This is a genomic window from Streptomyces sp. NBC_00989, assembly GCF_045162655.1.
In the GTDB taxonomy this organism is placed as follows: domain Bacteria; phylum Actinomycetota; class Actinomycetes; order Streptomycetales; family Streptomycetaceae; genus Streptomyces.
Genome location: NZ_CP108728.1, coordinates 11,748,620 through 11,767,388 on the forward strand (window position 1 = coordinate 11,748,620; position 18,769 = coordinate 11,767,388).

At 73.7% G+C, this 18,769-nt stretch carries 9 protein-coding genes and 2 pseudogenes; all 11 read left to right on the top strand.

Features of this window, described 5'->3' with window-relative positions:
* Positions 1–853: 853 nt before the first annotated feature.
* Positions 854–2,446 (top strand): acyl-CoA carboxylase subunit beta, encoded by a 1,593-nt coding sequence (locus tag OG714_RS53245; RefSeq protein WP_406117829.1) that lies wholly within the window; start codon positions 854–856, stop codon positions 2,444–2,446.
* A gap of 391 nt (positions 2,447–2,837) precedes the next feature.
* A complete protein-coding gene (locus tag OG714_RS53250) occupies positions 2,838–3,770 on the top strand; it encodes a BTAD domain-containing putative transcriptional regulator (RefSeq protein WP_406117828.1) in 933 nt (310 codons plus the stop codon).
* Positions 3,771–3,914: 144 nt separating this feature from the next.
* Positions 3,915–6,206, top strand: coding sequence for a (Fe-S)-binding protein (locus tag OG714_RS53255; protein WP_406117826.1), 2,292 nt, complete (start codon positions 3,915–3,917; stop codon positions 6,204–6,206).
* Between the two features lie 254 nt (positions 6,207–6,460).
* On the top strand, positions 6,461–7,147 hold the full coding sequence (locus tag OG714_RS53260) for a ScbR family autoregulator-binding transcription factor (RefSeq protein ID WP_406117823.1): 687 nt from the start codon (positions 6,461–6,463) through the stop codon (positions 7,145–7,147).
* Between the two features lie 359 nt (positions 7,148–7,506).
* Positions 7,507–8,328 (top strand): BTAD domain-containing putative transcriptional regulator, encoded by an 822-nt coding sequence (locus OG714_RS53265; RefSeq protein WP_406117822.1) that lies wholly within the window; start codon positions 7,507–7,509, stop codon positions 8,326–8,328.
* Positions 8,329–8,772: 444 nt separating this feature from the next.
* Positions 8,773–9,570, top strand: a pseudogene (locus tag OG714_RS53270) (RNA-guided endonuclease InsQ/TnpB family protein); the annotation flags it as partial.
* A 246-nt stretch (positions 9,571–9,816) separates the two neighbouring features.
* Complete coding sequence (locus OG714_RS53275; RefSeq protein WP_329557339.1) at positions 9,817–10,905, top strand: IS110 family transposase; 1,089 nt, start codon at positions 9,817–9,819, stop codon at positions 10,903–10,905.
* 24 nt (positions 10,906–10,929) lie between these two features.
* Positions 10,930–11,322 (top strand): annotated as a pseudogene (locus tag OG714_RS53280) (RNA-guided endonuclease TnpB family protein); the annotation flags it as partial.
* 249 nt (positions 11,323–11,571) lie between these two features.
* A complete protein-coding gene (locus tag OG714_RS53285; RefSeq protein ID WP_406117821.1) occupies positions 11,572–12,324 on the top strand; it encodes a thioesterase II family protein in 753 nt (250 codons plus the stop codon).
* A 113-nt stretch (positions 12,325–12,437) separates the two neighbouring features.
* Positions 12,438–13,718: an aromatase/cyclase gene (locus OG714_RS53290; protein WP_406131661.1), complete on the top strand. Its 1,281-nt coding sequence runs from the start codon at positions 12,438–12,440 to the stop codon at positions 13,716–13,718.
* A gap of 305 nt (positions 13,719–14,023) precedes the next feature.
* The gene (locus tag OG714_RS53295) at positions 14,024–18,640 is read left to right on the top strand and encodes a condensation domain-containing protein (RefSeq protein ID WP_406117818.1); all 4,617 of its coding nucleotides are present in this window, start codon (positions 14,024–14,026) and stop codon (positions 18,638–18,640) included.
* Positions 18,641–18,769 lie beyond the last annotated feature (129 nt).

Here is an 18,769-nt window from a genome sequence, read left to right on the forward strand (position 1 = left end):
GGCGGTACGGGACGGCGCAGAACAGGAGATGCGGCATCCCCCCAGTCCCGGGAGGCGGGCAGCAGTCGTACGACAGACAAGGCACCCGCGGCCGGAGCGGCCCGCCGTCCCTGAACGGCGAGACCTGCGCGACGCCGCACCGGGCACCGAAGACACGCGCCGCCCGGTTCGCTCCCGGACCGGGTGCGCGGGCCCCGCAGGCCTCACCCCCGGAGAACAGCGGCCCCGCACCCTCTGAACCCGCACCCCCTGAAACGACGGCCCTGACCGCCCGGGCAAACGGCGCCCCCCAGCGGCACCCCGGCCTCCGCCCCGCCCCCGGTAAGCCACCACGCCGGACGACCGGCCCCTCACCCAGAGCCGCCGCCCCCGGCCCGGCAGCCCGCCCCCGGCCCGGAACACTGCTCCCCACCCCACCCCACTGCACTCCATCTCACCTCAGCCGCCCCCGACCGATCCTCAAGCGATCCCTCAGCACTTCTCCAGCGGTCCGGCCGACCATGGCCGTGGGCCGCGAGGAGAGGAGGGACGGGCCGGACACGGCAACGGCGGACACCGCACGGCGGCGGGAACACGCGGGCCCGGCACCCGTGCGGGCCGCTCCCGCCCCGGTCACCACCCCTCCCGCGCCCGCGGCCGGACAGCACCCGGCCCCCGCGGCGCCCTCCCCGCGCACGCCGGACGGCGGCCGCCGCAGAACCCCACCGCGGCCCGGCGGGCGGCGGACGGGTCCACCGTGTCCCGAGGCGGCTTCCAGCCGCGGGGGAGGGCACCTCATGGACGGTTACTTTTGCTCTCGATGGGACCGGGGCGGATCTCCTCTTCTCCCGGCTGTCCCGGAAACGGACCAGGGATGACGATGACGACGGCGCTCGCACCGGTCGCGGCAGGACCGGGCGGCATGCACGCACACGTGGCGGAGCTGCACGCGATCAGGGCCCAGGCGACGGCCGGGCCGAGCGAGAAGGCGACGGCGGCGCAGCACGCCAAGGGCAAGCTGACGGCGCGGGAGCGGATCGGTCTGCTCCTGGACGAGGGTTCCTTCCAGGAGGTCGAGCAGCTGCGCCGGCACCGCGCGACCGGTTTCGGCCTGGAGACGCGCAAGCCCTACACGGACGGTGTGATCACCGGCTGGGGCACGGTCGAGGGCCGCACCGTGTTCGTCTACGCGCACGACTTCCGGATCTTCGGCGGCGCGCTGGGCGAGGCCCACGCCACGAAGATCCACAAGATCATGGACATGGCCCTGGCGGCCGGCGCGCCCCTCGTCTCCCTCAACGACGGCGCCGGCGCCCGCATCCAGGAGGGGGTGAGCGCGCTGGCCGGCTACGGCGGCATCTTCCAGCGCAACACCAGGGCCTCCGGGGTCATCCCGCAGATCAGCGTGATACTCGGCCCCTGCGCCGGCGGCGCCGCCTACAGTCCCGCGCTGACCGACTTCGTGTTCATGGTCCGCGGCACCTCGCAGATGTTCATCACCGGCCCGGACGTCGTCAAGGCGGTCACCGGCGAGGAGATCACCCACAACGGCCTGGGCGGCGCCGACGTGCACGCCGAGACGTCCGGGGTGTGCCACTTCGCCTACGACGACGAGGAGACCTGCCTGGCGGAGGTGCGCTACCTGCTGTCGATGCTCCCGCAGAACAACCGGGAGGCCCCGCCGCGGGTGCGCACCGCCGACCCGGCCGGCCGGCGCGGCGAGATGCTGCTGGGCCACGTCCCCGCGGACGGCAGCCGCCCCTACGACGTGACCGGGGTCATCGAGGAGATCGTCGACGACGGCGAGTACCTCGAGGTCCACGAGCACTGGGCCCGCAACATCGTCTGCGCGCTGGCCCGCCTGGACGGCCAGGTCGTCGGCGTCGTCGCCAACCAGCCCCGCACCCTGGCCGGCGTGCTGGACATCCGGGCCAGCGAGAAGGCCGCCCGGTTCGTGCAGATGTGCGACGCCTTCAACATCCCCCTGATCACCCTCCTGGACGTGCCCGGCTTCCTGCCCGGCGTCGACCAGGAGCACGGCGGCATCATCCGCCACGGCGCGAAACTCCTCTACGCCTACTGCAACGCCACCGTGCCGCGCATCTCGCTGGTCCTGCGCAAGGCCTACGGCGGCGCCTACATCGTGATGGACAGCCAGTCCATCGGCGCCGACCTCACCTACGCCTGGCCCGCCAACGAGATCGCCGTGATGGGCGCCGAGGGCGCCGCCGGCGTCATCTTCCGCCGCCGCATCGCCGAGGCCGCCGACCCCGAGGCCATGCGCCAGAAACTGGTCAAGGAGTACCGGGCCGAGCTGATGCACCCCTACTACGCCGCCGAACGCGGCCTGGTCGACGACGTCATCGACCCCGCCGCCACCCGCGAGGTCCTCATCCGCTCCCTCGCCATGCTCCACAGCAAGCACGCCGACCTGCCCTCCCGCAAACACGGCAACCAGCCGCAATGACCCCGCCCGCCCCCGGCCCGCCCCCACACCCGCCGCCTCCCGGCAGCACCCCCGGGGCCGGGGGCGGCACTCCCTCCCACACGAACAGCACAATCAGTCTGTTTATGGCGTCCGGGAGCCCCCGCCGCGGCCGCGCGACCGCCCCCTCCACCACGCCGGCCCGGCCCGGACCCGGGCGGACACCCTGGCGCGCACCCCGGGGCCCGGCGGCCCGGATCTCCATGTACCCGCAGTTCAGGGGGTGTTGGAGAGAGGGTGGCGGGGGAGTGGTGCGGGTCCGGCTGCACGATGCATCAAAACAGCGCAAGCGGTTTGGTATTGACAAACCGTCCGGCCTGTTTTGTACTCGGGGTACCGGATGACGGCACACACCCACCGAGGGGGCGACGGCGTGCAGATCGACGTACTGGGCACATTGGATGTCAGGGAGAACGGGGTGTCGATCGCTCCGACCGCGCCCAAGCCGCGCCAGGTCCTGGCGCTGCTGGCACTGCACGCCGACCGGGTGGTGCCGGTGTCCGCGCTGGTCGACGAGCTGTGGTCGGGCCGCCCGCCGCGCAGCGTGCGCACCACCCTGCAGACCTACGTCCTGCAGCTGCGCGAACTCATCACCCTCGCCCTGCACACCCCCGGCTCCGACCCCGGCCCCGGCCCGGACCCCGAGCCGGGCTACGCCGCCCCGCCCGCTGTGCCGTCCGCCGTGTCGGCCGGGCCGGTGCGGCGCGGTGCCAAGGACGTGCTGGCCACCGTGCCCGGCGGGTACCTGCTCGTCTCCGGCGGCGGGACCAGCGACGTGCGGGAGTTCGAACGCCTCGCGGGGATGGGCTACCGCGCGATGGACGCGGGCGACCACAAGGACGCCTCCCGCCTGCTGCGCGAGGCGCTCCTGCTGTGGACCGGCCCGGCCTTCGCCGGCGTGCCCGCCGGCGCCCGGCTGGAGACGGAGGCCAGAAGGCTGGAGGAGAGCCGGCTGTGCGCGCTGGACCAGCGCATCGAGGCCGACCTGCGGCTGGGCCGCCACCGCGAGCTCCTCGCCGAACTGACCGTGCTGAGCAGCCGCTACGCCACCCACGAGAACCTGCACGCCCAGTTCATGCTGGCCCTGCACCGCTCCGGCCGGCGCGGCGAGGCCCTCGACGTCTACCACCGGCTGCGCGCCACCCTGGTGCGGGACCTGGGACTCGAGCCCTCGCCCCGGCTGCGGCGGCTGCAGCAGTCGATCCTGGTGGCCGCGCCGGAGGGCCCGCCGCTGGTCCCCGGGCAGGCGCCCGCCCTCCCCGCACCGCCCGCCGCCCGCACCCGCGTCGGCGTCCGTCCCGCCTGAAGTCGCCCGCCCGCGGCGGGAGACGGCGGCCGGCGCAGTGCCGCGATTGCGGCTGCGGCGCGCCACGGGGAGTGGGTAGCCTCGGACGGAACACCTAAGTTACCGACTGGTAACCGGTTTTTCGCCGGTTCGAGGAGCCCACTCATGCAACTCGTCGCGATCATCGTGTCGCTGGCCCTGACCACGGCCGGCTTCACCCTGTTCGGCCGCGCCCTCTTACGGATCCACCACTTCCTGCGGCTCGGCCTGCCCGTCCCCGACGGCCTGCGCACCGCCGCACCCTGGCGCCGCAGCGCCACCCTGGCCAGGGAGTTCGCCGCCCACACCCGGATGAACCGCTGGGGCGTCATCGGCGCGGCGCACTGGTTCGTCGCGGTCGGCTTCTACGCCCTGCTCATCACCCTCGTCAACGCCACCGGCCAGCTCTTCCAGGCCGACTGGCTGCTGCCGGTCATCGGCGAGTGGACCCCCTACAACGTCGCCGTCGAGTTCCTCGGCACGGCGACCGCCCTGGGCATCCTGGTCCTCATCGCCGTCCGCCAGCTGAACAGACCGGACCGGCCGGGCCGCAAGTCCCGCTTCGCCGGCTCCAGTTCGGGCCAGGCGTACTTCGTCGAGACCGTCATCGTCGTCGTGAGCGTCTGCATCGTGGTGCTGCACGCCCTGGAGGGCGCCCTGCACCACGTCGACGCCTACGAGGCCTCCTTCTTCATCTCCTACCCGCTGGTCGCCGGCTTCCGGCAGCTGGACCCCGCCACCCTGCGCGACCTCGTCTACCTCGTCGCCTGCCTGAAGATCACCACCTCCTACGTCTGGATGATCACCGTCTCGCTGAACACCGACATGGGCATCGCCTGGCACCGTTTCCTGGCGTTCCCCAACATCTGGTTCAAGCGCAACGCGGACGGTGAAACCTCCCTCGGCGCCCTGCTGCCGATGACGTCGGGCGGCAAGCCGATCGACTTCACCGACCCGGGTGACGACGACGTGTTCGGCGTCTCCCAGGTCGAGCAGTTCTCGTGGAAGGGTCTGCTGGACTTCTCCACGTGTACGGAGTGCGGGCGCTGCCAGTCGCAGTGCCCGGCGTGGAACACGGGCAAGCCGCTGTCCCCGAAGCTGCTGATCATGTCGCTGCGGGACCACGCGCATGCCAAGGCCCCCTACCTGCTGGCGGGTGGCGGCACGTCCATGGAGGGCGAGGAGAAGGCCACCGAGGAGCAGTTGGCCGGCGTGCCCGCGGCGGCTCTGGCGGAGGCCGGGCGTCCGTTGATCGGGACGGCGGAGGAGAACGGGGTCATCGACCCGGACGTCCTGTGGTCCTGCACCACCTGCGGGGCGTGCGTGGAGCAGTGCCCGGTGGACATCGAGCACGTCGACCACATCGTCGACATGCGGCGTTACCAGGTGATGATCGAGTCGGCGTTCCCGTCCGAGGCCGGGACGATGCTGAAGAACCTGGAGAAGAAGGGCAATCCCTGGGGGCTGGCGAAGAAGCAGCGCCTGGAGTGGCTCAAGGAGGTCGACTTCGAGATCCCGGTCGTCGGCCAGGACATCGAGGACCTCACCGAGGTCGAGTACCTGTACTGGGTCGGCTGCGCCGGCGCGCTGGAGGACCGGGCGAAGAAGACGACGAAGGCCTTCGCCGAACTCCTCCACATCGCGGGCGTGAAGTTCGCGATCATGGGCGGCGACGAGAAGTGCACCGGCGACTCCGCCCGCCGCCTGGGCAACGAGCCGCTGTTCCAGGAACTCGGCATGGAGAACGTCATGGCGCTGAACACGGCGTTCGGCGAGGAACTCGACGACGACGGCAAGGTCGTGGCCGGGTCCGCGAAGCCGAGGTCGGCGAAGAAGATCGTCGCGACGTGCCCGCACTGCTTGAACACCATCGGCAACGAGTACCCGCAGCTCGGCGGCGACTACGAGGTCATCCACCACACCCAGCTGCTCCAACACCTCGTCGACGACGGCAAGCTGGTCCCGGTGACGCCGGTCGAGGGCATCATCACCTACCACGACCCCTGCTACCTGGGCCGCCACAACAAGATCTACACACCCCCGCGCGAGATCATCGCCAGCGTCCCGGGCCTGCGGAACGAGGAGATGCACCGCCACAAGGAACGCGGCTTCTGCTGCGGCGCCGGCGGCGCGCGGATGTGGATGGAAGAGCGCATCGGCAAGCGCATCAACAACGAACGCGTCGACGAAGCCCTCGCCCTCAACCCGGACATCGTCTCCACGGCCTGCCCCTTCTGCCTCGTCATGCTCACCGACTCCGTCAACGGCAAGAAGAACGACGGCAAGGCCAAGGAATCCATCCAGGTCGTCGACGTCGCCCAGCTACTCCTCGACTCGGTGAAGAGCCCGGCCGGCACAGCGGGTCCGGCGGGTCCGGGTGCCGCGGAGGGTGCCGTGGAGCCGGAGTCCGCCGTGTAGCGGTGGCGGGGGAGTGTCCGGGGAGGATCGGGGGCCGCCTGTGGCGGCCCCCCAGTCGTTGACCAGCGGTGTTCGTGCCCGCTTCATGCCCCCATGCATGAAACCGCTCATGCGGTTTGTTAGTGTGTGGGGTGCGGTTCCTGCCCCGCCGCGCCCGCGCGGCCTGCGGCTTCGCGTGCACGGCGGCCTTCCGTGCCGGGTCTGTGCGCGGTGGGCGGGACAGGGCCGACGTCCCGGTGCCCAGGAGGCAGCACATGGTCAAGCAGGAGCGGGCCGCCCGCACGCGGCGTTCGCTGATCGAGGCCGCGTCCGAGGTGTTCGCCGAGGCCGGTTTCGCCCCCGCGTCGCTGGGCGCCATCAGTACGCGGGCCGGTGTCAGCAACGGGGCGCTGCACTTCCACTTCGCCAACAAGAACATGCTCGCCGAGGCGGTCGAGGCACAGGCCGCCGGGACGGTGTCCGCGATCACCGGGGCGGCCCGGCAGCGGCAGGGCGAGTCCCTGCAGGCGGTGGTGGACGCCACCCACGGCCTGATGGACGCCCTGGCGCGGGACACCGTTCTGCGCGCCGGCTTCCAGCTCGCCGGCGACACCGCCGCACGCCCCGCGGCGTCCCCGCACGCGCTCCCGGGCCCGCGCGCGCAGTGGCAGCACTGGGTCGAGGACAGCCTGCGCCGGGCCGGGCGCGGCGGCGCGCTCGCGCCGGGGGTGTCGGGGGCGGACGCCGCCCGGGTCGTCGTCGCCGCGACCGTGGGCCTGCAGGTCCTCGGCGCCGCGGACGCCTCCTGGCTGCGCCGGCACAACGTCACCCGGCTGTGGGAGGTGCTGCTGCCGCGCCTCGCCCACCGGCGGGACCTGGCCGCGCTGATGTCCGGCGGCACCGCGCCGCCCGCCGCCGCAGCGCCGCGGGCCCGGCGGCAGCCGCCGCCCGCCGGACACTGACGGCAGCCCCCCGTCCTCACCCTCCCGCTTCTCAACTGGCCCCGGCCTTCCCGGACTTCACCGCCCCGCACGCCGACAGGCCGGGGAAGGAAGGGGGGTGGGCGTGTGCGGGGGAGCGGACGGCGTCAACTGGCCCTGGGGGGAGGGGATTTCAGCGATGCCGGTGCATTTGTTCCGGCCGGGCTTTCCCCGCTTCCCCTCCCGCCGGCCGGCCGCCGCGGCCTGTCCGGCGGCGGGGTGTTGAGGACCGCTCGAAGGCCGCTGAAGGAACCCGCGCCTCCGGTGCGGGGGCGGCTAGCGTGCAGATCCACCGACGCATTTCCGCCATCGGGAGTGCCCCACGACGAACGGAGGAAACCATGGAGATTCAGGTTCTGGGTCCGCTGTGTGCCGCCGTGAACGGGGACTCGATCGTCCCGACCGCCGGAAAACCCCGGCAGGTTCTCGCCCTGCTCGCGCTGTATCCGGGCCGCGTCGTGCCCGTGTCGACGCTGATGGAGGAGATCTGGGGGACGGAACTGCCGCAGAGCGCGGTGACGACGCTGCAGACCTACATCATGCAGCTGCGCCGCAGCCTGGGCACGGCCATGGGACCCGGAGCCCCGGGCGGGGCGAAGAACGTTCTGGCCACCCGGCACGGCGGCTACCTCCTGCAGGTGCCGCCCCAGTCCGTGGACGTGCACACCTACGAACGCCTCATCACCGAGGGCCAGGAGGCCTTCGAACAGGGCGAGGACGAACGCGCCGCCCGCTGCTTCCGCCAGGCCCTGGCCCTGTGGCAGGGCCCCGCCCTGGTCGACGTACGCCTGGGCCCGGTGCTGGAGATCGAGGTGCTGCGGCTGGAGGAGTCACGGCTGGTGACCGTCGAACGGCGCATCGACGCGGACCTGCGGCTGGGCCGGCACGCCGAACTCATCGCCGAACTCACCGACCTGGTCGCCCGTCACCCCCAGCACGAGGGCCTGCACGCGCAGGCGATGCTCGCCCTGTACCGGTCCGGCCGACAGGCCTCCGCCCTCGACGTCTACCGCCGGTTACGCAGACGGCTGATAGACGAACTCGGCGTGGAACCCACCCCGCAGCTCCAGCGCCTGCACCAGGCGATGCTCGCCGTCGACCCGGAACTCGACGTGATGGCCGGCCCGCGCCGCGGCTCCACCTTCGACCGCTACGCCGCCTAGCCCTCCCGCCACGACGCCACACCACGCCCGGTGTTGGTGCCGAGCGCCGGTGTCGGTGTCGGTGCCGAGTGCCGGTGTCGGTTGTCGGTTCTCCGCTCCGGCGCACACCGGCCGCCCGGCCACCCCGGCAGGCAGGCTGCGGACGACGGACGGATGGCCGGACGCGACGCGTCGCCCGGCCGGGCCCGGTCCGCGGCAGACAGCGCCCCGCCCCGCTCCGCCCGGCCTCGTCCGCCCGCCGGGTCCGCGGGCCTCAACCCGGCCCGGACAGGCCGTCGTTCATCGGCGCTCTCCTTCGTGGATACTCCCGGCTTCAGCCGGGGGAGGAGACGAAGCTCCTGCGGAGCAGGGCAGGGAAAGCCGGTTCGCCGCCAGGGCGGACCGGCGTCCACCGTCTACCGGCTAACACCCGCCACGCACACGGGAACTGATAGAACGTGAGGCATGACGCGGCAGGTCAAGCGGGCGTTCAAGTACCGCTTTTACCCCACGGACGGGCAGGCAGTTGAGCTGTCGCGCACGTTCGGCTGTGTCCGCCTCGTCTACAACAAGGCGCTGGAGGAGCGCACCCGGGCCTGGTGCGGAGAGCAGCGCCGCATCTCCTACGTGCAGTCGTCGGCCGCGCTGACTCAGTGGAAGAAAACCGAGGAGCTGGCGTTCCTGACGGAGGTGTCCTCGGTTCCGCTTCAGCAGGCGTTGCGCCATCTCCAGACGGCGTTCGGGAACTTCTTCGCCCAGCGCGCGAAGTACCCGCGCTTCAAGTCCCGGAAGAAATCCCGCGTGTCGGCCGAGTACACGCGTAGCGCCTTCACGTGGCGCGAGGGCCGTCTGACGCTGGCGAAGATGGCCGGTCCGCTGGACATCCGCTGGTCGCGTCCCCTCCCGGAGGGTTCGGTACCGACGACGGTGACCGTGTCCCGCGACGCGGCGGGCCGCTGGTTCGTGTCGCTGCTGTGCGACGACCGTATTGCTCCGGCTCCGGCCACCACGAACGCGGTCGGTATCGACGCCGGCGTCACTTCCCTGGTGACCCTGTCCACCGGAGAGAAGGTCACCAACCCCCGGCACGAGCGCCGTGACCGCGCCCGTCTCGCCAGGGCGCAGCGGGACCTGTCGCGCAAGGCGAAGGGTTCGGCGAACCGGGAGAAGGCCCGCCGCAGGGTCGCCCGCGTGCATGCGCGGATCGCCGACCGGCGCCGCGACTTCCTGCACAAGCTGTCTACTCGTCTCGTCCGTGAGAACTGTGAGAATCGGCGGGTGCTGTCCCGGGCTGCGGCTTGACCCGCGTGAGAACGGACCGTGGTGTCCTGGTTTGGATCTGTCGGTCGTTGGTCCGGGGTGGTGCTTGCTGTCACCGGGCCGGCGGGGTGTGTCCCGATAGGGGCCTTGCCGTGAACAGGGCGCCGTCACAGTTTTGACCGCCCCGACCGGTCCGGTGTCGGCCAACCGACACTCCAACAGACCGGGAGCGGATTGACCGTGGCCAGTATGCCCAACCGTGTGCACGCCAGCCAGCGACAGCCCGACGGCGAGGTCGTTCTGGGGGTCGATACCCACAGGGACACACACGTCGCCGCCGTGGTTACTCCTCTCGGCGGAGTCCTGGCCACCGAGGCGTTCCCGGCCACCTCGGTCGGCTATCGCGAACTGCTGGACTGGGCCCGGTCTTTCGGGACACTCACGCGTGCCGGAGTCGAGGGCACGGGCTCCTACGGAGCAGCCCTGACACGCCACCTCCTGGCCCGAGACGTCCAGGTCTTCGACGTCAACCGGCCCGACAGGACGGCCCAGCGGCAGCAGGGCAAGACCGACACCGTCGACGCCCAGGCGGCCGCGCGGGCCGTCATCTCCGGCAGAGCCACTGCCCAGGCCAAGACCGGCAATGGGCCGGTGCAGATCGCGCGCATGTTCAAACTCGCCAAGGACTCCGCCATCAAGGCCCGCACCCAGGCCATCAACCAGCTCAAGGCCGTCCTGGTGTCCGCCGACCCAGCCCTGCGGGAGCAACTGACCCCTCTGACCAACCCGGCGCTGATCCGCACCTGCGCGAACCTGACCTCGGATCCCGGCTACCTCGGCAGGGACGACGTCCTGGACGCCACAGTGGTCACGCTCCAGCTGCTGGCCGAGCGCATCCAGCAACTGACCGCGCAGATCGACGAGCTGAAGCGACGCCTGGCAGGCCTTGTCCAGTCCCACGCTCCGCAACTGCTGGAGCGCGTCGGCGTCGGCCCGGACAGCGCCATCACGCTCCTGATCACCGCCGGTGACAACCCAGAACGCCTGGCCGACGAGGCGTCCTTCGCCGCGCTGTGCGGAGCCAGCCCGGTCGAGCGCTCCTCCGGCAAACAGCAGCGAAGACGCCTCAATCGCGGCGGCGATCGACAGGCCAACGCTGCGCTCTACCGCATCGTGCAGAGCCGCCTGCGCTGGGATCCACGCACCCAGGACTACCTCAAGCGGCGGACCAGCGAGGGAAAGACCCGGCGCGAAGTGATCAGATGCCTCAAGCGTTACGTCGCCCGCGAGATCTTCTCCCTCCTCCCACGTGCCGGGCTCACGCCCGTCCTGGCATGACTGCTTGACAGTCATAGGGGCGTCCAAACGGTTGTGATCGAGGACCTCACCGTCCGCAACCTGCTGAAGAACCACACGCTCGCACGCGCCATCAGTGACGCGTCGTGGACGCAACTCCGGTCCATGCTGGAGTACAAGTGCGCCTGGTACGGGCGCGAACTCGTCGTGATCGACCGCTGGTTCCCCAGCAGCAAGCTGTGCGGGGCCTGCGGCACCCTCGCGGCGATGATGCCGCTCAACGTCCGCGCGTGGACGTGCGACTGCGGTGCCGTACATGACCGCGACATCAACGCGGCCCGCAACATCCTGGCGGCCGGGCTGGCCGTCTTGGCCTGTGGAGCTGGTGTAAGACCTCAAGGGAGTTCTCCTGGCGGGCAGTCGGCGTTGAAGCAGGAACCCCTACGGCGCGAGCCGTAGGAATCCCCCTCCTTCAGGAGGGAGAGGAAGTCAACAAATCCCGTGCCGTGGCGGCCGCTTGAGGCCCTGCGGCGGCGTCCGGACACGCAACACCCCGCCCCCGGGGCCCTGTTGGATGCACCCCGGCGTGGTCTCCGCCGGTACTGGGGCCGTTCTCGAGTGGGGTTCGAGGCGGTGTGGCGATGCTCGGATTCCGCCCCGTCGCCGCGTCGGCCTGTGGTGGGGGGAGCGGACACACGGGAGGTTGCCATGCCGGACGAACAGCCAGTGCGGCTGCACTGTTTCGCACACTCCGCCGAGGGCGTCTCCGTCTTCGACCACTGGGCCGCGAGCGTGGGACCCGGTGTGCGGCCGCTGCCGGTCCTCCTGCCGGGCTGTGCCCCGCGGCGCGGCGAGCCCAGGGTGAGCACGCACCGGGCGCTGCTCGCCGAGGTGCTGCCAAGGTTCGGCGGCCCGCAGCCGGGTCCCTTCGTCCTGTACGGGCACGGGTTCGGCGCGATGATCGCGCTCACCGTCACCCGCGCCCTGCACGAGGCGGGCCTGCCGGGCCCGGCGCTGCTGGCGGTGGGCGCCTGGCCGCCGCCGCGGCTGCCGGCCGGGCTGCCCGACGCCCGGCGGGCCACGGACGCCGAACTGCTGCACGTCCTGGGCGGCCGCGGCGCGGTGCCGGCCGGCAGCGACGAGGGGATCTGGCTGCGGGCCGTCCTGCCGGTGCTGCGCGCCGACCTGGCGCTGGCCCAGTCCCTGCACGAGGCGGCCCGCCTGCCCTCCGCGCAGGGCCCGCTGAGCACCCCGGTCCTCGTCGTCGCCTCGCAGGACAACCCGCTGGCCGCGCCCCGGGCGGGGGAGGGCTGGCAGCGGTGGACCCGCGGCCCCGTCCGCTCCCGTACCGTCCCGGGCCGGCACTTCTTCGTCCGCGGCGGCCGTGAACTGCCCCGGCTGCTGGGCCGGGCCTGCCGCGTCGTACGCCGCCTCACCCCCGAACCCGCACCCGTCGGCTGACCCACCGGCCCGCCCCCCCCGCGGCGTACTGCGGCGTACCGCGATGTACCGCGGCGTACAGACGTGAGACGTGAAGAGAAAAAAGAACAAGGAAGAGAAGAGAGGTGTCCGGGATGGCTGGTGAGCGGGACGGCGGGGCGGTCCACCGCATACAGGTGGCCGCACCCGCCGGTGTGGTCTACGCCGTGTTGGCCGATGCGGCGCAGCTGCCGCTCTACTTCGCCCCGAGCATCCACGTCGAGCGCCTGGACTTCGACGGCGGGCGCGAACGCCTGCGGATGTGGTTCCTGGTGGGCGGCCGGCTGCAGTCGTGGACCTCGTGGCGCTGTCTGGACCCGGTGGAGCGCCGTATCGAGGTCCGCCCGGAGGCCCCCGGTTCCCCGCTGGAGTCGATGCGCGGCGTGGTCAGCATCCGCGACCGCGGCCCGCACGCCAGCGAACTGGAACTGCGCTACGGCTTCGGCGCCCGCGAGGGCGCGCCCGCCGGCGGCCTGTGGCCGGGGCGGCTCGCCGACCTGAACATCCGGCTCCAGCTCACCCAGCTGAAACGGTTCGCCGAACGGTGGAGCCGCCTCGACGACCTGGTGCTGTCCTGCGAGGACTCCATCCGCATCGAGGGCCCCGCCGAGTTGGCCTACGACTTCCTCTACCGGGCCGGGGACTGGCCCGGGCACGTCGCGCACATCAGCGGGGCCCACGTGAGCGAGGAGGCGCCCGGCATCCAGCGCCTGACCCTGCGCACCCCGGCCGGCGACGGCGTGCACACCAGCGAGTCGGTACGGATCTGCTTCCCGCACGCGGGCCGCATCGTCCACAAGCAGACCACGCCGTCCCCGCTGCTGACGGCCCACACCGGCGAGTGGTCCCTCACCGAGGACGAGCGGGGGGCGACCCTCACCTCGCGGCAGACCGTCGTGCTGTGCGAGGAGGACATCCCCGCGGTGCTGGGCGACGGCGCGAGTCTCGCCGACGCCCGCCGGCAGGTACGGGCGGCGCTCGGCCGCGACTGCCGGGCCCTGCTCACCCTGGCCGGCCGGCACGCGGCCGGCCGCCGTCCGCATGCTGGTGCCCCCGACCCGTCCTGTCCCTCCCGTCCGCCTCGTCCGCTAGAGAACGCCTCGAGCCGGCCCCCGGTCCGCGACAGCGCGCCGCCGGGCGCCGGTATCGTGACGCCCGCCCGCCCGGCATACGGTCGGCCGTTGCAACCGGCCGGCGGTCACGGCCGGTGTCGTGTCCCGCCCGGCACGGACACGGTCCGACCCTCTGCGCCACCACCCCCTGCCGCCCCTGCCGCGTTCCGTACGCCGCCCGGCGGTCCGCCGTTCTCGGGACCTGCTCGCACCCCGCTGCACATCCGCTCGGGTAAACGGACTCCGGGCGCGCAGGGCCATTAACGTGCTGATCTCGACCGTTGTGGACGCAGGCAGGCCAGGAGGCCGTCATGGCAGAGAGGCAGTACGGCCCCCCGGACCGGCCCCCGTGCGCCCGGCCCCCCACCGCCCCCACCGCCCGCGTCACAGCCGCCGCCGAAGCCGGGAACCCGCCGGGTCCGGACCTGCCGGATCCGCCGGACCTGCCGGGTCCGTGTGCGGCGGGTGAGCCGGCCGGGGGGAGTCCCGCAGGTCCGTCCCGCGCCCGCAGAGAGGAGACAGAGGGGATCCGGCCTCCCGTAGCGGCCCGCACGCCCCCGGACACCGCCATGACTGCCAACCGCTTCCCGAACGCGCCGACCGTGGTGGTCCTGGGCCCCGGCCCCGGCCTCCCCGCCCGCACCGCGCCGTGGGACCTCGACCTGCGCGGACCGCTCGATCCCGCCGCGCTGCACCGCCTCCTGGACCAGACCGCCCCCGCCGGCGGGCAGCGTCCGGGCAGCACCGGGCACCACCGGCTGCTGCGGCACGCCCCCGACCACCACACCCTGCGCTGCACGGCGACCGCGGACACCCCCGCCTTCGCCGTCGCGGGCCGCATCGCCGACCTGCTCACCGCGCAGGCGGCGTACGGCCACCCGCTCACCCCCGCCCAGCGTGCGCTGCTCACCCGGGCCGGCGCCGCCCGCGGCTACCGGGCGATGTTCCTCGAAACGGCCGCCGGGACGGACACGGAAACGGTGCGCCGCGCCCTGCACACCGTCGTCGCCGCCCACCCGCACCTGTGCCTCCGCCTCGACACCGCGACCGGCCACCTGAGCGGCCCGCCCGTCCCGGCCGGCCAGGACCTGCTGACCGAGGGGCGGTTCACCGACGAGAGCGGCTTCACCGAGGCCGTCACCGCACTGGCCCGCACCCTCGACCCACCCGGCGGCATCCACCTCCGGGCCCTCCTCGCCCGCGACCACCGCCCCTCCCACCCCCACACCGACCGCCTCACCCTCCTCACCCACGAACTCACCGCGGACACCGCCGCCTGGCAAACCCTCCTCACCGACCTGACCAGTGCCCTCGGCCCGACGGCCATCGCCGGTCCGGCTGCGGTCCCTTCCCCGGCCACGGTGCCGGGTCCGGCCGCAGGTCTTTCCCCGGCTACGGTCTCCGGTTCGGCTGGGGTCTCCGGTTCAGCTGAGGCTGTCGGTTCGGCTGCGGTTCTTTCCTCGGCTACGGCGCCGGATCCGGCCGTGGGCTTTTCCCCGGCCGCAGTCGCCGGCTCGGCTGAGGCTGTCGGTCCGGCTGAGGATTCTTCCTCGGCCAAGGTGCCCGGTCCGGCTGAGGTACCCGGCTCGGCCACGGCCTCCTCCTCGGCGGCAGACCCGGCCACGATCCTCGGCTCTGCGGACTTCCCCTCGGCCGCGGCGCCGGGTGCGGCCACGGTTCTCCCCTCGGCCGCGGTCCGCACCGCGGTACGGGCGCAGTGTGCGGGCGACGGCGTGGCCGACTGGGTCGCGGGCCTGCGCGAGTTGGCCCGCGACCCCGCCGAGGCCCGTCACTGGAGCCTGATCGCCGAGCGCAGGTCCCGCCCGGCCGCCTCCCGCCCCGTCGCCGGGCGGCCCCGGCCGAGCTGGACGGCCGACGCCACCGCGCCACCCGGCACCGCCCCGCTGCCGGCCTCGGGGACCCTCACCCCGGGAGCCGGACCGGGCGTCGCTCCGGACACCACCCCGGCCATCACCCCGGGCACTGCCTCGGAAACCGGGCCGGACACCGCCGCCCCGCTCCCCACCCCGGAAACTGGACCGGACCCCGCCCTGCCGCCTGCCCCGGAGACCGGACCGGGCACTGCCTCGGGCCCCGCGCCGTTGCCCACACCGGACCCCACACCGGAAACACCCCCGCCCCCCGCCCCGGACCCGGTGCAGCGCACCGCCTTCGCCCTGGACGAGGAGCGGACCGAGCGGATCACCCAGCACCTGGCCCGGCGTCTCGCGCTCACCGCTGAGCAGGTGCTGACCGGTGTGTTCGCGCTGGCGCTGGCCCGCTGGCAGCACACGGACGAGGTCGGGTTCGACGTCTGCAGCGATCCCCGGAGCGGTCACCCGGGCCTGCGCCGCCACGTCGGCCGGCTCACCGATGTGCACCCGGTCCAGCTCACCCTGGATCCCGGCCCCGACGCCCTGGGCCAACTGGCCGCCGCGGCAGGCTTCCTGGCCGCCGGCGCCGGCCGGGCCGCGGGCGGCGCCGGCTTCGGGGCCTGCCGTGAGTTCAGCCCCGACCCGCTGCTGCGCGCCACCCTGCGCGAACTGCCGCCCGCCCCCGCCTGCCTGATCCTGCACGCCCCGGACGAAGCACCGCCCGCCCCGGCCCACCCCGTCCCCGGCATACCGGAACACCGCACCCACCGCCTCCACGCGCACGCGCGGATCACCGCCGGCCGACTGCACCTCACCCTCGACCAGCTGCCCGACCGGCCCACCACCCCCGCCCCGGTGACCCCCGGTCCCACCACTCCCTCGGCGTTCGACGGCCTCCCCGGCTCCCCAGGCACCGACGACCTCACCACTCCTTCGGTATCCGCAGGCGCTGCCGAGAGCCCGGCGTCAGCCGCCCCGGTGACCACTGGCCGTGCCACCCCCTCGGCGACCGACGGCCTTCCCGACGCCCCGGACACCGACGACCTCACCACCCCGTCCGTGACCACCGGCGTCACCGAGACCTCGACGTCCACCGCCCTCACCGGCCCCCCGGCAACCCCCGCCCTCCCCGCTCCCGAGACACCCCCCACGCCCACCTCCACCCCCACGCCAACAACCCTCGCCCCCTTGCTGCGGGACGTACTGGAAGAACTGGCCGACGCCGCCACCGCCCCGGTCCCGGCCGCGTTCGCGCCCACCGCGCAGCAGGTGGCCCTCTACACCGGGGGCGACGCACAGCCCGGTACCGGCCGGCATGTCGAGCAGCTCGTGTGGGTGTGGCACGGGCCGCTGGACACCGAGCGGTTCGGGGCCGCCTGGCAGTCGGTCTTCGACTGCGAGGCGGTGCTGCGCACGGCGTTCACCGGGACGAGCCCGCCGCAGCTGATCGTGCACGGCCGGGTCACCCCGGACATCACCCACCGGATCCCCTCCGGCGGGGACTGGGCCCCGTTCCTGGAACGGGACCGGCTGCGCGGCTTCGACCTGCGCTGCCCCGGCGCGCTGCGCCTGACCCTGCTGGAGCCGGAACAGGCCCCGCCCGCCACCGCCGGCACGCCCACCCGGATCGTGCTCACCTACCACCGGGCCCTGCTCGACACCTGGTCCGCGCACCTCCTGCTGCGCACCTTCTACCGGGCCTACCTCGCCGGCGGCACCCTGCCCGGCGGCGAACGCCGCCCCGACCTGCGCGACTACACCGCCTGGATCGCCGCCCAGGACCCGCGGCCCGCCCGCGCCCTGTGGGCGCGCTTCACCCCGCCCGGCGCCGCCGCCGCGGCCTCCCGGCCGGGCCGCCCGGGCGAGGCCACCGGCCTGAGCGGGGTCGGCCGGGCCCGGCTGCGCCTGGACCCCGCGGAAACCGTCCGCCTCGCCCGCTGGGCCGGCACCTGGGGCACCGCGGAGAGCAGCGTGCTGCAGGCCGTCTGGGCGATGCTGATCTACCGCGCGTCCGGCGCCACCGGACCGGCCCCGGTGTGTTTCGCGGTGACCGTCCCGGGCCGGGGCATCGCGCTGGACGGCGCGGCCTGGCTGCCGGGCCCGCTGCGCAACCTGCTGCCGATGTCCATCGAGGTCGACCCCGCCGACACGGTGCCCCGTCTGCTGCGCCATCTGCGTGACCGCGCCCTGGACATGGCCGCCTACGAATGGCTGCCCGCCGACCCGCCCCCCACCCCTGCCCCCACCCACCCCCAGGCCCCCCAGGCCCGGGCGCATGCCGGGGCGGACGCCGACCGCGCCGAGACCGTCCTGGTCTTCGAGGACCCGCCGCACCCGGTGCACGGCCTGGAGAACGAACTGGCCGCCCACGGCATCCGGGCCGAGTTCCCCGGCACCGTGCCCGCCCGCTCCGTCCTGCCCCTGGCCCTGCTCGCCCACCACGACAGCACCGGCGGCCTCATCCTCACCGGTGTCCACGACCGCGCCCTCCTCGACGAGGCCGCCGCCGCCGAACTGCTGGTCCAAAGCGCCCTGCTGCTACGCGAACTCCCCCTGGGAGCAGACGAGTCCACCACCGTCGCCCAGGTCCTGAAACTCCTCGAGGGCCGCGCCGTACCCCCCATGGCCGACGACACCCCCAAGGCCGACACCCCCACCACCGGCCCGACCACCGATCGCCCCGGCCCGACCACCGATCGCCCCGCCCCGACCACCGATCGCCCCGCCCCGACCACCGGCCTGCCCGCCCCGATCACCGGTCTGCCCGGCCCGATCACCGGTCTGCCCGGCCCGACCACCGTCACCGGCTCGGCCACCGGTCCCATCGGCCCGACCACCGGTCCAGCCGATCCCCCCGGACCGCCGGCCGCCCCCGACCCGGCCACCACCCCCGCCCCAGATCCCGCCGCCGATCCCGTCGGCCCGGGCACTCCGCTGACCCTCCTGCGCGCGGCCCGTCACCAACAGGCGGGCACCATCTGCCTCGTCCCGCCCCCCGGCGCACCGCCCACCTGCTACGACCTGCTGCCCCCCGCCTATCCCGGCCCCCAGGAACTGCTGCTCCTCAACACCTCCGCCAACCCCGACGCCGGCAGTGCCTCCGCCGCCCTGGCCGCCCGCACCGCCGGCCGGCCCCTGCTGCTCGCCGGGTTCTCCGGAGCCGGCGCGGTGGCCTGCGACCTCGCCCGGCGCCTGGCCGTCGCCGGCCGCCGCCCGCCCCGGGTGGTCCTCACCCCCGCCCCGCCCGGCGAACGGGAACGCGCCCGCGTCCTGGCCCGGGCCCTCCAGAACGCCACCGCACCGCCCCCGTGAGCGCCACCGCACCCACCCCCCCGACCGGGTCGCACCCCCCCGATCGAAGCCGTACACCCCTGACCGGGGTCGCATGCCCCCTGACCGCAGCCGCACCACCACCCCTGGCCGGACAGGGGCAGGAGCAGG

What these genes read in the sequence shown, in the direction of transcription:
- OG714_RS53245 (WP_406117829.1), top strand. Translation starts at nt 854, where the DNA reads ATGACGATGACGACGGCGCTCGCACCGGTCGCGGCAGGACCGGGCGGC.
- OG714_RS53255 (WP_406117826.1), top strand. Translation starts at nt 3,915, where the DNA reads ATGCAACTCGTCGCGATCATCGTGTCGCTGGCCCTGACCACGGCCGGC.
- OG714_RS53260 (WP_406117823.1), top strand. Translation starts at nt 6,461, where the DNA reads ATGGTCAAGCAGGAGCGGGCCGCCCGCACGCGGCGTTCGCTGATCGAG.
- OG714_RS53265 (WP_406117822.1), top strand. Translation starts at nt 7,507, where the DNA reads ATGGAGATTCAGGTTCTGGGTCCGCTGTGTGCCGCCGTGAACGGGGAC.
- OG714_RS53275 (WP_329557339.1), top strand. Translation starts at nt 9,817, where the DNA reads ATGCCCAACCGTGTGCACGCCAGCCAGCGACAGCCCGACGGCGAGGTC.
- OG714_RS53285 (WP_406117821.1), top strand. Translation starts at nt 11,572, where the DNA reads ATGCCGGACGAACAGCCAGTGCGGCTGCACTGTTTCGCACACTCCGCC.
- OG714_RS53290 (WP_406131661.1), top strand. Translation starts at nt 12,438, where the DNA reads ATGGCTGGTGAGCGGGACGGCGGGGCGGTCCACCGCATACAGGTGGCC.
- OG714_RS53295 (WP_406117818.1), top strand. Translation starts at nt 14,024, where the DNA reads ATGACTGCCAACCGCTTCCCGAACGCGCCGACCGTGGTGGTCCTGGGC.